Below are 13,446 nucleotides of genomic sequence, written 5' to 3' on the forward strand. Positions count from 1 at the left end.
CACGATTTGGAAAGGGATTCGCACCAATTTCGCGTCAGTGATGCAGGAAACGCGCGGTGCGCTCAGCGTGCAAGATCGCGGCTGTCGCGGGCGAAGAGATAGACCGCGAGCCCCCCCACCACCGGCACGAGGAAAAAGAGGAAAAGCGCGCGGTAAGCGGCGACCGGATCGCCCGCCTCAGAAGCCATGGCAAAGACCGGGCGGGAGAGGAAGAGCCCGATCCCGGCCCCCGCAATGGAGACAAGGTTGAGCGCGGTGACACCACGGCCCACAAGATGCGGCGGCAGGAAGGCGCGACCATGCGCCATCAGGACCGGGAAGGAGGCGCCAAAAAAGCCCACGGCAGCCAGAAGTGCCGTTGCCTGCACCAGCCCCGCATCGGGGGCGAGGGCAAGCGCGCCCAGCGCCACGCAAAGCACGGTATTGCCCAAAAGCGCCACACGCTTGTGACTGCCCAAAAGCTTGTCTGCCGGGCCATAGGCGAAATTGCCGAGCACCATCGCGACGCCCATTGCGAGCGTCACCGTGCCGATCAGCGCCGCATCCGCGCCATGGAGCGCACTGAGCCACGGCCCGGCCCAGAGCCCGCGAATTGCGGCGGCGGCGGTGTAATTGGCAAAGATCAGCGGCAGGATCAGCCAGAACCCGGGCAGCCGGAAAATGTCGAGCACCGAGCCCTTCGGGCCGGAGCGGGAGAGGATGCGCTCGGGATCGCGGGTGAAGGTGAAGATCGCGGTTGCCACCGCCAAAGTGATCCCCGCGAGCGCCCAGAGTGTCGGGCGCCAGCCAAAAGCATCGAGCGCGGCAGCCAGGGGGGCGGCGCCGGCAAGGTTGCCAAGCGAGCCCACGCCGATCACCGCGGCGGCGAGCGTGCCGAAAAGCGCAGGCGCAAAACTGCGCGCGAAGATGTAGTAAGAGCCCATCAGCACCGGCGAGCAGCCGATGCCGATCAGCACCATCGCAAGGTGAATGCCCATCGGCCCCGAGGCCAGGGCAAAGGCCGCGGCCCCGCCGCCACCGCCCAGCGCGAGCAGCACACCAACGGTGCGGCGCGGCCCGATCCGGTCGAGCGCCTCGCCCACCGGGATCTGCATCACCGCGAAGGCGAGATACCAGAGCCCGAGCGAGATGGCGAGATCTTCGGCGCTGGCGCCCAGTTCGGCCTTCAACACCGGGGTCAGCACCGCCAGACAGGCGCGATAAAACTGGCTGAGCACATAGCCCGCCACCAGAAATGCGATCGACAGATACAAACTCCGGCCCTCCCCGACCCGCCGCCTCCCCGCAGCCGTGCCACGCTGCCTTGGGCGGCCTTCGGGTGCAAGGGGGCATGTGCATGGGCCAAACGAAAGGGGCGGCCCGAAGGCCGCCCCAGACGCGGAGGTTGCTCCCCGATCAGGCGTCAAGCGCCTCGGGGGCCGGAATGGTTTCGACCGTTTTCACGCGCGGGCGCGCGGGCCCGGCAATCTCGATCCGGCGCGGCTTCAGCGCTTCAGGCACTTCGCGCACAAGGTCGATATTGAGCATGCCATCGCTGTGCGACGCGCCGGTGACCTTCATGTGGTCGGCGAGCGCGAAACGGCGCTCGAAGGCCCGGGTGGCGATGCCACGATGCAGATAGGTCCGGTCTTCGGTCTCCTCGGCCTTGCGGCCGGTGACGATCAGCGCGCCTTCGCGCAGCTCGACCGCCAGTTCATCCGAGCCGAAGCCCGCAACGGCAATGGTGATGCGATAGGCGTTCTCATCGGTCTTTTCGATATTGTAGGGCGGATAGGTCGGCTGCGCCATGTCGGTGGCAAGCACACGGTCCATCATGTCGGCGACGCGGTCGAAGCCGATGGTGGCACGGTAGAGGGGCGAAAAGTCGAAAGCACGCATTGGGGTCATCCTCTCTTGAGCGATGTCAGGTTCCGGGTCACGACCCGCCCCGTGCGGGGCCGGGCCATTTGCGCCGGGGCCCTCTGTGGCACCCCGGTGAGAAAAATCTGGGAAGCGCCGGGGCGCGTTTCAAGACCTGTCGCGGCGGAGAATTTCAAATTTCAGGACCATCGCCGCAGGCTCAGGGGCGGACGAATTTCGCCCCGCCCGTACGGCGGATCTCCTGCGTGCCGGGCCCTGCCGTCTCCATCTCGGCGCGCAGATCGGCGACTTTTTCGACCATCGTGCCGAGAGAAACGGGCGCGCCGCGCAGCTCCGCCTTGGCCGAGACCACCGAGACGATTTTTGGCACCCCGCCCCGCATCGCAAAGACCGGCGCGCCCGAGGCGCCAAAATCGGCGGCGCAATTCATCAACACCACCTCGCCCGAACGCTTGAGCACATTGCACATGCTTTGCAGCGCGGGCGCCTCGGCACGGTCATGAGCATAGGAGACCACGCCCACGGTCGCCCCTTCCTCGGGCGCAGCATCGGTGGCGAAGGGGCGCACCTGCGGCAGGTGGACCGGCTGGTCAAGCTCGATCAACGCCAGATCCCAAGCGACGCGGTCAAATTGCGCGCGCCCCTGATAGACGTAATCCGGATGGGCGAGCGCACGGCGCGCATGGCGATAGGCCACGGCGCGGCCATTGCGCCAGCCCGCGCGAAACTCGATCCCGGCCACATCGATCATCTGGCCGCTCGCCGGATCGTAAAGGCAATGCGCGGCCGTCAGCACCAGATCGGGGGCAATCAGCGTGCCGGTGCAAAAGCTGTCATGGCCCAACTCAAGCCGCCCCACCGCCTCCCAGCCGCGGCTGTCGGTGCCGGTGGAGAGCAACTTCAGCCCGCTCTCGAAGGCCCATCCGGGAAGGGGCGCCCAAAGGGCAAGGCCGAGAAGCGCGGCAACAAGGGTAGAGGCAGGGCGGGGCATGGGTCTCTCCGGGCGGTCCGGTCCTCCGCCTAGCCTGCGGCCTTGGCGAGATTATGGCAAGGCCGCAAGCCCGTGTGGTTTCGGCCCGCCGGTCGCCCAGTCGAGCAATTGCACCGTATGCACCACGGGCACACCGATGCCCGAGCCGATCTGCATCATGCAGCCGATATTGCCCGCGGCAATGATCTGCGGCGCCGTCGCCTCGAGCGTGGCGATCTTGCGGCGCTTCAATTCCCCCGCGATTTCGGGCTGCAGCAGGTTGTAGGTGCCAGCCGAACCGCAGCACAGATGCGGGTCAGCCGGTTCCACCACCTCGAAGCCCGCCGCCGCAAGCAGCGCCTTGGGCGCGGTTTTCACCTTCTGGCCATGCTGGAGCGAACAGGCGGAATGATAGGCCACGCGCAGGCCTTTGGGCGCGCCTTGCGGCAGGCCAATCGTTTCGAGAAACTCGGTGATATCCTTCGCCAGGGCCGCCACCTGTGCCGCCTGCCCTTCCAGCGGATCGCCCTCAAAGATCCCCCCGTAATCCTTCACCGTGGTGCCACAGCCCGAGGTGTTGATGAGGATCGCATCAAGCGGCCCCGCGGCGGCATAGGCGCGGATATTCGCCGCCGCCTGCGCATGGGCCTCGCCCTCGCGCCCCATGTGATGGGACAGCGCACCGCAGCAGCCAAGCTTCAGGATCACCACCTCGCAACCGAGCCGCCGCAAAAGCCGGATCGTCGCATCATTAATATCGGTGTCGAGCGCCTTTTGCGCGCAGCCCGTTTGCAGCGCCACCCGGTAACGGCGCGGCCCTGTCGGAGCAAAGACCTGCGGGCGGTCATTCTTCGAGGGCTTGGGAAGCTGCGCGGGCGCAAGTGCGAGCATCGCTTTGAGGCGTTTGTCCGGCATCACGAAGGCGAGCGGGCGCGCGAGCCGTGCGCCCTTCATCGCAAGGCGGAACCGGCGCGGATAGGGCACAATCTTTGCAAGCAAAAAGCGCAACAAACGCTCGCCCGCGGGGCGCTTGTAGGTGCGCTCCACATGGGCGCGGGCATGGTCGATCAGATGCATGTAATCCACGCCCGAGGGGCAGGTGGTCATGCAGGCAAGGCACCCGAGGCAGCGGTCGATATGCTTGGCGGTGCGGGCATCGGCGGGCCGGCCCGTCTCCAGCATCTCCTTGATCAGGTAAATGCGCCCGCGCGGGCTGTCGAGCTCGTCGCCCAGCACCTGATAGCTCGGACAAGTGGCGGTGCAAAAGCCGCAATGCACGCAGGCCCGCAGGATCTCGTTGGCGCGCGCAATCCCGGGATCTGCGAGTTGCTCGGGGGTAAATGACGTCTGCATCAGCCCATCTTTCCGGGGTTGAAAAGGCCCTTGGGGTCGAAGCGCGCGCGCAGCCCGCGCGCAAGCGCGGCCAGCGGCGCCGGTTCGGGTTCAAAGGCCGCAAAAGGCCCCCGCAGGCAGGTGGCATGGCCGCTATAGGGCGCGGCAAGGGCGCGCGCATCCGTGCCCTCCGTCACAAGCGCCCAGACGAGCCCGCCGCCCCAGTCGAGCACGACCTCGCCCCCGAGCCGCGCCGCGACAAGAGGCCCCTCCGAAGGCTTGACCGAGAAGCGCCACAGATCGCCCCTGCGCCCCTGCAAGGGCTTTCCCTCGCCCAGATCGCGCCAAAGCCCCGCGCCCTCGTCGCGCAAGATCTTCGGCGCATGGGGCGCGAGAACCTCGGCCAGCCGCCCGGCCCGGTAGGCGACCGACTCCGCAAGCCCCTCGAGCCGCACCATCGCGCCCACACCCGGCATCCAGCCCGCGCCTGAAACATCAAACGGCGATCCCAGCGCCGCCGCCAGCACCTTTGCCGCCACGGCCAAGGGCACATCCATCACCAAACTCGCCTGCGCGGGGGCCGCGGGCAAAAGCTTGAACGCCACCTCGCTCAGCACGCCCAGCGTGCCCCAGGAGCCCGCCATCAGCTTCACGAGATCATAGCCCGTTACATTCTTCATCACGCGCCCGCCGTTTTTCACCGCCGCCCCGGTGCCATCGACGAACCGCACCCCGATCAGGCTGTCACGGCAGGCCCCGGCCTGAATGCGCCGCGGCCCGGAGACATTGGCTGCCACCACGCCGCCAATCGTGCTCTCCCCCGCGGCGCCGAGCAAGGCGCCCCAGCGCACCGGCTCGAACGGGAGCCGCTGCCCCTCGGCCGCGACTGCTTCCTCGACAACCCGCAAAGGCGTGCCCGCGCCGGCAATCAGCGTCAACGCGCCCGGCTCGTAAAGCGTAATGCCCGAGATTGCGACCTGAAGGGCCGCCCCCTCCCCCCGCCCCACCGGCCGCGTGCCGCCGCCGGTGATGTGCAGCGGCGCGGTCGCCGCCCGCACCACTTCGACCAGTTCGCTCTCGCGCGTCACTCTCATGCCGTTTCGCCTTCGACTTTGCTTAAATATCCCGGGGGCGAGGGGGCAGCGCCCCCTTACCCCCCGCGCCGCGCTGCGCTGACCCGGAGCGGAAAGACTTTCGCTGCGTTCAGAAGCCAGGCCGGGTCGAACACATCCTTCACCCGCATCTGCGCCTCCAGATCCTCGGGCGCAAACTGCACCTCCATCAGATCGCGCTTTTCGAGCCCCACGCCATGTTCGCCGGTGAGGCACCCCCCCGCCTCGACGCAAAGCTTCAGGATTTCCGCGCCCATCCGCTCGCACAACTCCTGCTGGCCCGGTTCATTGGCGTTGTAAAGGATCAGCGGGTGCATGTTGCCATCGCCCGCATGAAACACATTGCCGACCTCGAGCCCGAAGGCGCGCGAGATCTCGGAGATCCGCCGCAGCACTTCGGGCAGGGCCGAGACCGGAATCGTGCCGTCAAGGCACATGTAATCGCCCTTCTGCCCCATCGCGCCAAAGGCCGATTTGCGCCCGAGCCAGATCCGCTTCGCCTCATCCGGGCTTTGCGCCTCGCGAAACTCGACCGGATCGTGGCGCGTGGCGATCTGGCGAATGAGGCCAAGCTGCTCGGCGATCTCCGCCTCTGAGCCCTCGCATTCGACGATCAAGAGCGCCTCGCAATCGGGGTAGCCGGCATGGCAAAAGGCTTCCGTCGCCTCGATGCAGGGGCGGTCCATGAATTCGATCGCCACGGGCAGGATGCCCGCGCGGATGATGTCCGCGACACAGGCGCCCGCCACTTCGTTTGACCCGAACCCGATCAGCACCGGGCGCGCCCCCTCGGGCTGGCGCAAGATCCGCAAGGTCGCCTCGGTCACCACGCCTAGCTGCCCCTCCGAGCCGCAGATCACGCCCAGAAGGTCGAGCCCGCCCGCATCGCACCAGGGGCCGCCGATCGTCACCACTTCGCCCTGCATGGTGACCAGCGTGACGCCCATCAGATTGTTCGTCGTCACCCCGTATTTCAGGCAATGTGCGCCGCCCGAATTCATGCCGATATTGCCCGCAATCGCGCAGGCAAGCTGGCTGGAGGGGTCGGGCGCATAAAACCAGCCCTGCCCCTCGATGGCGCCGGTGACGGAGAGGTTGGTGCGCCCCGCCTCAACCCGGATGAAGCGGTTTTCGGTGTCGATCTCGAGCACCCGGTTCATCCGTGCAAGGCCAAGCACCACCGCATCGGCGGAGGGCATGGAGCCGCCCGCAAGCGAGGTGCCCGCGCCGCGCGGCACCACCGGCACCCGCAACTCGTGGAGAAGCTTGAGACAGGCGGCGACTTCCTCAGTGGTGCGCGGCAGCACCACCGCGAGCGGCGCGCAGCGATAGGCGGAAAGCGCATCACATTCATAGGCGCGCGTCTCGGCGGGATCGTCGATCACCGCATCGCGCGGCAGCACCTTGCGCAGGCGTTTGACGATGCGCGCCTTATCGGCCAGCACCTTGGCGCTGGGAACCGGCATTTCCATGAGCTCTCCTCCCACTCTGGTCAAACTTGATGACCAATTGAAGGGATTCGCGCAACTGAAACGTCACCGGGCGGCGGGGCAGATCAGCGCAGGATCACCGCAGAATCGGCGGTTTATCCGGGTCCATGCCGGGGGGCGTGCGGCCAAGCTCCTGCACCTCTTCTTCAACGCGCTCAGGCAGATGCAGCACCAACGCCTTCTCCAGAAGCACGTCCGTGGCGGGATCATCCTCGGCCAGAAAGGTCACGTCGATCGCCCCGGCCTCAAGCCCCGAAAACACCAGAGCCTCGGCCATCGCCTTGGCAATGCCGGGCTGCGCAGGTTCGGGCGCCCCAAGAAAGGCGAGCACATGGCCGCGCCCGCCGCCTTCATAGGTCACGCCGCCCAGAAGCGCATCGGTGGCAAGCCCGGCGATCTGCTCGAATTTCGCCTCGAACGCGGGAAGCAGCAGACCGAGCACCGCGGGCGGAAGGCTTGGCGCCTCAAAGGACACGGGCCGGGCCGAGGTGGCCTCGGGCGCATGGGTGAGCGTGTGGGTGAGCCATTCCAGCGCCTCGGGCGGAAGCAGCATCGCAGAATCGGCCACGCCCAGATTGATGCCGAGCCCCACCGCCTCGCCTGCGAGGTTTTGCGCAATCACCCGGCCGGGCAGCGCCGCATAGGGCGCGGGCGCGCCGACAAAGGCCGCGAGCCGCTCCTCAAGGTCGAAGGCAAGGATGAAATCGCCATCCTCGGTGGCAAAGACCTGCGGCGTGATATCCTCGCCCTCGGGTTCTTCTTCCAGCAGGACGAACAATTCGGCATCCGCGAGCCGGTCATAGACGGCGAGCCGCAAGGCCTCGTTTTCGGGGTCGTTCTCCATCGCCGCATGGGCGCGGTCATAGGGCGTCATCGAGCACCTCCTTCACCCGGGCGCGCAAGGCGGGCAGCACCTCCGCGGCAAACCAGGGATTGCGTTTAAGCCATCCCGTATTGCGCCAGGAGGGATGCGGCAAGGGAAAGACGCGGGGCGCATGCGTTTTCCAGCCCGCCACCGCCTGCGTCAGCCCCCTCTCGCCCAGATGCCACCGGATCGCCGCCCCACCGACCAAGAGCGTTGTCTCAAAGGGCCCAAGCGCCGCAAGCACCCGCGCGCGCCACGTCTCGGCGCAGAGCTTGGGGGGCGGCAGATCGGCGCCCTTCGCATCATAGCCCGGAAAGCAGAAGGCCATCGGCACAATGGCAATGCGGTCGAGATCATAAAAAGTGTCTGCGTCGATCCCCATCCAGTCCCGCAGCCGCACGCCCGAAGGGTCGGTGAAGGGCCGCCCAGATTGATGCACCCGCGCCCCCGGCGCCTGCCCGACGATCAGGAGCCGCGCGCCGGGCCGAAACCACACCACCGGACGCGGCGTATGCGCGCTGGCCGTCGCCGCAAAACGCGCCGCGCAAAGGCGGCAGCCCTCGATCTCGCGCGCCAGATCCGGCGCTTTTCCCGTCCCGTTCATTGCCCGGCTTCGTTTCGCAAGCCGCAACAGAATACCGCGGCGTACCGCGCCCGCTCCGTTTCGGACATAATGTCGCCCAAAACCCTTCCTAAGAAATTCTCCACCAGTTGCGATCACAATCACCACGATAGCGCGTGAAAAATTACGCGCAATGCGCCGTGCAAAGGCGTCGCAGGCAGCAAGGAACCGGACCGGGGCAATGCTCGAGTTTAACAACGTCAGCAAGTCCTTCTGGACCGGAAAACAACGGAAGGTGATCCTCGATCAGGCCTCGTTCCGGGTCGAACTGGGGAATTCGCTTGGCATCCTTGCGCCCAACGGCGCGGGCAAGACCACGATCATCAACATGATGGCCGGGCTCGAAAAACCCGATGAGGGGGAGATCCGCAAGAGTTGCCGGGTGTCGTTTCCGCTCGGCTTCATGGGCGGGGTGGTGAACCGCCACACCGCGCGCGAGAATGTGCGGTATATCGCAAGGCTCTATGAGCTCGACCCCGATTATGTCGAGGCTTTCTGCCGCTGGCTTTGCGGCATCGAGGAATATTTCGACATGCCGGTCGGCACCTACAGCCAGGGCATGCGATCGCGGCTGACGTTTTCGCTGCTGCTCGCGCTCGAATTCGACATTTATCTGATCGACGAGGGCATGCCCTCGACCACCGATGTGGAGTTCAATCGCAAGGCAGGCTCGATCCTGCGCGACCGGCTCCAGGATGCCACTGTCGTCGTCGTCTCGCACCAGGCCAGCACGCTGGAGAAATTCTGCCGCAGCGCGGCGGTGCTGCGCGACGGCCAGCTTTACCTGTTCGACACGCTCGAAGAAGCAAAACGGATGTATGATTACCATGCCTAAGGCCGCACGTTACCGCATCCGCATCGCCAGTGCCGAGGATCCGGCCCCCCTCGCCGCTCCGGAGCCGGCGATCCGGCGAAATGCGCTCGAAACCATGTTGCGCCGCCGGGCCGAGGCCGCCGGGCCGAACGCGGCCACGCTCCCTGCCGCGAACCAGCCCGCCCCCTCGGTCGATCCGATGCGCCTGTTCGAGCCGCAAGACGATGGCTTCGGCGATCAGGTCTTTCCCACCGCCGCGCCGCGCAAGGCCGATGAGACCGGCACGGAAGACGGCGCCGCAGCCGGGGTGAAGCCGCAAGACGCGGCGGAACCGCAGATCCTCGCGCCGAAGGAGCAAACCTCCGAAGAGGAGATCGAGGCGATCCGCGCCGAGGGGCTGACGGGGCGGCAATTGCGGCTCGCGCGCCGCACCGCGCAAAAACATGGAATCGAGGCCACGTCTGATTTTGAGGCGGTGCGGATCCTGCGTCGGCGCGGCATCGATCCGTTCGACCGCGGCGCGCTGCTCGCGCTAGAAAAGGCGAACGAGGTGGCGGTGGCAGAGGCGACCGCGCGCGCGATCCCCGCTCTCGCGACGCAGGGCTCCACCGGCTCGCAGGCGCTTGCCCGGATCGAGAGTGCGGGGGCCGATTCTCGCGTGCAACTGCCGCAGACCACATCGGGCGCACCGCTTCCCGCGCCGCAGGGCGCACCTCTCGACGAGGGCGCACGGGCCCGCGAAATCATCCGCATCCAGCGCGACATCGCCAAACGCCGCCGCCACCGGCTGGCCCTTCTGGCCGCGCGACTGGCCTTCTTCGTGTTTTTGCCGACGCTGATCGCGGGCTGGTACTACTTTGTCATCGCCACGCCGATGTATGCGACGAAAACCGAATTCGTGATCCAGAAAGCCGATGGCATGTCGGGCGCTTCGGGGCTCGGCTCGCTCTTCTCCGGCACCCAGCTCGCCACCAACCAGGATTCGGTGACGGTGCAGAGCTTCCTGCAATCACGCGACGCGATGATGCGGCTCGAGGCTGACAAGCATTTCAAGGAGCATTTCGCGCAGCCCGGCATCGACCCGCTGCAACGGCTCGACACCGATGCCACCAACGAGGCGGCCTACAAGGTCTTCAAACGCAATGTGAAAATCGGTTACGATCCGTCCGAGGGGGTGGTGCGGATGGAGGTTGTTGCCGCTGATCCGGCCGTGTCGAAGGCGTTTTCCGAAGCGCTGATCTCCTATGCCGAGGAACAGGTCGACAAACTCACCTCGCGGCTGCGCGAAGACCAGATGCGCGGCGCCCGGGAAAGCTATGCCGATGCCGAGGCAAAAGTCTTTGCCGCCCAGGCAAAAGTGCTCGATCTGCAAGAGAAGGTGGGCATCCTCGACCCGCTGGCCGAGAGCAGCGCGGTGATGAGCCAGGTGACGGCTTTCGAGACCGAATTGCAGAAGAAACGGCTCGAACTCGGCCAGCTTCTGGATAACGCCAGCCCGAGCCAGGCGCGCGTGGCCGGGGTGAAAGGCGATATCGCCCGGCTTGAGGGGCTGATTGTCGATCTGCGCAAGCAGCTCACCGAACGCACCGGCTCGACCGAATCGCTCGCAGCCGTCACCGGGCAGTTGCGCATCGCCGAAGCGGAGCTGGCCACGCGCCAGCAATTGCTCGCGGCCGCCGCACAACAGATGGAGGTGGCGCGGATCGAGGCGAACAAGCAGGTGCGCTACCTTGAGACAGGCGTGCGGCCGGTGGCGCCGGATGAACCCACCTATCCGCGCGCTTTCGAGGATACGCTGCTGGCCTTTCTGATCTTTTCGGGTATTTACCTGATGCTGTCGCTGACCGCCTCGATCCTGCGCGAACAGGTTTCGAGCTGAACGGCCGGCCCTAGACCCTCAGGAGGCCCCATGAAGACGATAGCCCTCGACCGGCTGCGCATCGGCAACGACCAGCCGCTCACCGTGATCGCGGGGCCCTGCCAGCTCGAAAGCCTCGCCCATGCGATGATGATCGCGGAGCGGATGGCAGAGATCTGCGCCGCCAACGGGGCGCAGTTCATCTTCAAGGGCAGCTATGACAAGGCCAACCGCACCAGCCTCAAAGGCAAGCGCGGGCTCGGGCTGGATGCCGGGCTTGCGGTGCTGGAGACGGTGCGCGCCAAGCTCGGCTGCCCGGTGCTGACCGACATCCACGATGCGGAACAGGCGCGCGTGGTGGCGCAAGTGGTCGATGTGATCCAGATCCCGGCCTTTCTCTGCCGCCAGACCGACCTTTTGCTCGCCGCGGGCGATACCGGGCGGGTGGTGAACATCAAGAAGGGCCAGTTCCTCGCGCCCTGGGACATGCCGAATGTGGCCGAAAAGGTCGCCTCGACCGGCAATGAGCGGATCCTGCTCACCGAGCGCGGGAGTTCTTTCGGCTACAACACGCTCGTGGCCGACATGCGCGGCCTGCCGACGATGATGAAGACCGGCTATCCGGTGATCATGGATGCAACCCATTCGGTGCAGCAACCCGGCGGGCTCGGCGGCGCCTCGGGCGGGCAGCGCGAGATGGCGCCGGTGATGGCGCGCGCCGCGGTGAGCCTTGGCATCGCCGGGGTCTTCATAGAAACACATGAGGCCCCCGACACGGCCCCCTCGGACGGGCCGAACATGATCGCGCTGGATCAGATGCCGAAGCTGATGGCCTCGCTGATGGCCTTTGATCGGCTCGCGAAAGAAGACCCGATCCGCCTCTAACCAAGTCTGCGGGGGCGCTGCCCGCTCAGATCACTTGCGCCGCCGCCCAGGCGGAAGACCAGGCCCACTGGAAATTATAGCCGCCGAGCCAGCCCGTCACATCGACCACCTCGCCGATGAAATGGAGCCCCGGGATCGCCTTCGCTTCCAGCGTCTTCGCGTCGAGCGCCTCGGTCGCCACGCCGCCCACCGTCACCTCGGCGGTGCGGTAGCCCTCGCTGCCGACCGGGCGGATCTGCCAGTCCTGTGCGCGGGAGACGAGCGGGCCGAGCGCGCGGTTGGAGAGATCGGCGAGCCGCCCGGAAACCCCCGACTCGGCCACCAGAACCTGCGCGAGCTTTTCCGGCAGGAGCCGCGCCAGCGCCGTCTGCACCGCGATCCGGCCGGTCTCGGCGCGGATCGCGGCGAGTTCGGCCACAAGGTCGCGACCCGGCGCGAGGTCGATGGTGAGCCCCTCCCCCGGCTGCCAGTAGCTCGAGGCCTGCAGGATCGCCGGGCCGGAGAGGCCGCGATGGGTGAAGAGCAGCGCCTCGTCAAAAACGCGCTTGGCCACGCGCACGCGTGCGGGCAAGCTGATGCCCGCCAGCGGCGCCGTGCGCGCCAGATCCTGCTCGGCAAAGGTGAGCGGCACGAGGCCGGGGCGGGTTTCGGTGACGCGGAGCCCAAAGCTTTCGGCAATCTTGTAACCAAGCCCGCTCGCGCCGATTTTCGGGATCGATTTGCCACCCGTGGCCACGATCACCCGCGGCGCGCGCAACTCCCCCTCGGAGGTCCTCACCACGAAGCCCTCCGCCGCGCGGTCCACCGCCTCGACCGCCACGCCAAGGCGCAGCGCCCCCTCCGGCAGGGCGGCACAGAAATGCTCGACAAGCCGGTGCGCCTTGCCATCAAAGAAGAGCTGGCCCGAGTGTTTCTCATGCCAGGGGATGCCCGCCGCCTCGATCCGCGCGATCATGTCCCGCGCCGTGAAGCGCGACAGGGCCGAAAGCGCAAAGCGCGGATTTTCCGACAGGAATCGCTCTGGCGCGTTTTGACGTGTCAGCGACTGGTTGGTGAAGTTGCATCGCCCGCCGCCGGAAATGCGGATCTTTTCCCCCGGCCGCGCGGCATGGTCGAGCACGACAACACGCCGCCCGCGCGCCGCGGCTTCAACGCCGCAAAAGAGCCCCGCCGCACCGGCGCCCAGGATGATTGCATCGAATGTACTCATTCCCCGTGCCTGCCTGCGCGCGCGCGAAAAGGCAACGAATTTCGCGCATTTTCCTCTTGCGCGCCCCATCGGCCTTGGCTAAACACCGCCGCACAGAGTTGGGGTGTCGCCAAGTGGTAAGGCAGCGGTTTTTGGTACCGCCATTCCCAGGTTCGAATCCTGGCACCCCAGCCAACTCTCCCGGATCAGCGTTGAAGAACAGATCCCTTGCCCTTGCGGCCCGGGCATTCTGGGGGCAGTTTGCACAAAGGGTTACTCGACACCCCGTGCATCTCTTTCGAACCCGAAGCGGCAAAGACCTCGCCAGCGACTTTGAGAAGCCCCCCGTTCTCGCTCCAACGCTCCCGCCGGTTGTAGAGTGTCTTGGCAGGACCAGACGACAGTCCAGTGGACCGTCGCCCCGACGAACGGCTTCAGACGCTCGATCT

Annotated in this window: 12 protein-coding genes and 1 tRNA gene; 4 read left to right on the forward strand and 9 right to left on the reverse strand. The window is 66.6% G+C overall.

The annotated features are described in order from the left end of the window. Positions 1 to 62 precede the first annotated feature (62 nt). From CRO22_RS08555 to CRO22_RS08590, 8 genes are all read right to left on the reverse strand, one after another. On the reverse strand, positions 63 to 1,253 hold the full coding sequence (locus CRO22_RS08555) for an MFS transporter (protein ID WP_097069723.1): 1,191 nt from the start codon (positions 1,251 to 1,253) through the stop codon (positions 63 to 65). Positions 1,254 to 1,395: 142 nt separating this feature from the next. Beyond that, a complete protein-coding gene (locus CRO22_RS08560) occupies positions 1,396 to 1,878 on the reverse strand; it encodes an Hsp20 family protein (protein ID WP_097069724.1) in 483 nt (160 codons plus the stop codon). A gap of 181 nt (positions 1,879 to 2,059) precedes the next feature. Then, entirely contained in the window at positions 2,060 to 2,851 is a 792-nt protein-coding gene (locus CRO22_RS08565; RefSeq protein ID WP_097069725.1) for a trypsin-like serine peptidase, read from the reverse strand. Positions 2,852 to 2,902: 51 nt separating this feature from the next. Beyond that, positions 2,903 to 4,183, reverse strand: a complete 1,281-nt coding sequence (gene glcF, locus CRO22_RS08570) for a glycolate oxidase subunit GlcF (protein WP_097069726.1) — start codon at positions 4,181 to 4,183, stop codon at positions 2,903 to 2,905. Further along, positions 4,183 to 5,256, reverse strand: a complete 1,074-nt coding sequence (locus CRO22_RS08575; protein ID WP_097069727.1) for an FAD-binding protein — start codon at positions 5,254 to 5,256, stop codon at positions 4,183 to 4,185. The genes glcF and CRO22_RS08575 overlap by 1 nt, the downstream gene beginning before the upstream one ends. A 56-nt stretch (positions 5,257 to 5,312) precedes the next feature. After that, positions 5,313 to 6,746, reverse strand: coding sequence for an FAD-linked oxidase C-terminal domain-containing protein (locus tag CRO22_RS08580; RefSeq protein ID WP_097069728.1), 1,434 nt, complete (start codon positions 6,744 to 6,746; stop codon positions 5,313 to 5,315). 94 nt (positions 6,747 to 6,840) lie between these two features. Continuing rightward, a complete protein-coding gene (locus CRO22_RS08585) occupies positions 6,841 to 7,638 on the reverse strand; it encodes an SseB family protein (RefSeq protein ID WP_097069729.1) in 798 nt (265 codons plus the stop codon). Further along, on the reverse strand, positions 7,625 to 8,233 hold the full coding sequence (locus CRO22_RS08590; protein ID WP_097069730.1) for a uracil-DNA glycosylase family protein: 609 nt from the start codon (positions 8,231 to 8,233) through the stop codon (positions 7,625 to 7,627). The genes CRO22_RS08585 and CRO22_RS08590 overlap by 14 nt, the downstream gene beginning before the upstream one ends. A gap of 199 nt (positions 8,234 to 8,432) precedes the next feature. Here CRO22_RS08590 and CRO22_RS08595 point away from each other — a divergent pair, with 199 nt between their 5' ends. The 3 genes from CRO22_RS08595 to kdsA are packed head-to-tail and all read left to right on the forward strand — an operon-like array spanning position 8,433 to position 11,808. Continuing rightward, entirely contained in the window at positions 8,433 to 9,086 is a 654-nt protein-coding gene (locus CRO22_RS08595; RefSeq protein WP_097069731.1) for an ABC transporter ATP-binding protein, read from the forward strand. Beyond that, entirely contained in the window at positions 9,070 to 10,944 is a 1,875-nt protein-coding gene (locus CRO22_RS08600; RefSeq protein ID WP_097069732.1) for a capsule biosynthesis protein, read from the forward strand. The genes CRO22_RS08595 and CRO22_RS08600 overlap by 17 nt, the downstream gene beginning before the upstream one ends. A 30-nt stretch (positions 10,945 to 10,974) precedes the next feature. Continuing rightward, positions 10,975 to 11,808: a 3-deoxy-8-phosphooctulonate synthase gene (gene kdsA, locus CRO22_RS08605; RefSeq protein ID WP_097069733.1), complete on the forward strand. Its 834-nt coding sequence runs from the start codon at positions 10,975 to 10,977 to the stop codon at positions 11,806 to 11,808. Between the two features lie 25 nt (positions 11,809 to 11,833). Here kdsA and CRO22_RS08610 read toward each other — a convergent pair whose 3' ends face one another. After that, a complete protein-coding gene (locus CRO22_RS08610; protein WP_097069734.1) occupies positions 11,834 to 13,018 on the reverse strand; it encodes a BaiN/RdsA family NAD(P)/FAD-dependent oxidoreductase in 1,185 nt (394 codons plus the stop codon). Positions 13,019 to 13,117: 99 nt separating this feature from the next. Between CRO22_RS08610 and CRO22_RS08615 the strand changes: the two genes are divergently transcribed. After that, positions 13,118 to 13,192, forward strand: a tRNA-Gln gene (locus CRO22_RS08615). Positions 13,193 to 13,446 lie beyond the last annotated feature (254 nt).

The sequence above is a fragment of the Rhodobacter maris genome, assembly GCF_900217815.1.
In the GTDB taxonomy this organism is placed as follows: domain Bacteria; phylum Pseudomonadota; class Alphaproteobacteria; order Rhodobacterales; family Rhodobacteraceae; genus Rhodobacter; species Rhodobacter maris.